The sequence below is a fragment of the Pigmentiphaga sp. GD03639 genome (assembly GCF_029845405.1).
GTDB classification, from domain to species: Bacteria; Pseudomonadota; Gammaproteobacteria; order Burkholderiales; family Burkholderiaceae_B; genus Pigmentiphaga; species Pigmentiphaga daeguensis.
Genome location: NZ_JAOCLR010000074.1, coordinates 1 through 1,326 on the forward strand (window position 1 = coordinate 1; position 1,326 = coordinate 1,326).

General features: G+C 64.3%; 1 protein-coding gene and 1 other annotated feature. The gene reads right to left on the reverse strand.

The window, feature by feature from the left end; all coding sequences use genetic code 11:
• Nucleotides 1–34: 34 nt before the first annotated feature.
• A protein-coding gene (locus tag N5K27_RS28815; protein WP_157367621.1) for an IS3 family transposase occupies nt 35–1,275 on the reverse strand; the annotation gives its coding sequence in 2 pieces (ribosomal slippage) (nt 35–990 and nt 990–1,275; 1,242 coding nt in all).
• Nucleotides 875–991 (reverse strand) — a sequence feature (AL1L pseudoknot). Its footprint overlaps the gene before it by 117 nt.
• Nucleotides 1,276–1,326: the final 51 nt, after the last annotated feature.

Here is a 1,326-nt window from a genome sequence, read left to right on the forward strand (position 1 = left end):
TTGAACCGCCCCGGGTATCGCGGAGGCTGTTTGGTTAAAGTAAAACGGCCTCGTCGGCGGTTCTGCCAAGTTGGTTGTAGTAGTTTGCCTCAGCCTCGGCGGGCGGGATATAGCCGATCGATGAGTGCAGGCGTTGATGGTTGAACCAGGCGACCCACTCCAGGGTGGCCAGCTCGACGGATTCCCGGTTTTTCCAGGGCGCACGACGATGGATCAGTTCGGCTTTGTACAGACCGTTGATCGTCTCGGCCAAGGCGTTGTCGTAGCTGTCGCCACGGCTGCCGACCGAGGGCTCGATACCGGCTTCGGCCAGCCGTTCGCTATAGCGGATGCTGACGTATTGCGATCCCCTGTCGGAGTGATGGGTCAGAGAACCGTCATTGCCGGGCTGCCGGGCGTACAACGCCTGCTCCAGCGCATCGAGCACGAAGTCCGTGGTCATGGACTTGCTCACGCGCCAGCCGACGATGCGCCGGGCGTAGACGTCGATGACGAAGGCCACGTACAGCCAGCCCTGCCAGGTCGAGACGTAGGTGAAGTCCGAGACCCAGAGCTGGTTTGGCCGATCCGCCCGGAACTGCCGGTTGACGCGATCCAGCGGCCGCACGGCAGCATCGTCGGCGACGGTGGTGCGCAGCCGCTTGCCACGCCGCACGCCTTGCAGGCCCTGGACGCGCATCAAGCGCTCGACCGTGCAACGAGCCACCGCCACGCCTTCGCGGTTCAGTTGCCGCCAGACCTTGTCAGCGCCATACACGCGATGGTTCTCCTGCCAGACCCGATGGACTTGTGGCTTCAGATGTTCGTCACGCCGGGCACGGTCGCTGCGCCGCGACGGTTCGCGCAGCCGCGCGGCGTGGCGCCGATAGGCCGACGGGGCAACCTGCAACACCTTGCAGATCGGCTCGACCCCGTAGACCTCCCGGTGCCGGTCGATGTAGGTGTTTACGACTTCAGCTTGCGGTCGAGCTCCGCCTGCGCGAAAAAAGCGCTGGCCGTGCGCAGGATGTCGTTGGCACGGCGAAGCTCGCGGTTCTCCCGCTCCAGCTCCTTGATCCGTTCGCGCTCGCTGGTGGTCATGCCTTCGCGCTGCCCGCTGTCGACTTCATGCCGCTTGACCCAGGTCAGCAGCGTCTGAGCCGAGCAGCCGATCTTGGGCGCGATCGACTCGACCGCCACCCACAACGATGGATACTCGCTGCGAGACTCCTGCACCAGGCGCACTGCGCGCTCGCGCACTTCCGGGGAAAACTTGTTCGCGTTGTTCTTGCTCATGGCTCACATTCTCTCAAGAGTTGGAGCCTCCGCGAAACCCGGGGCGGTTCA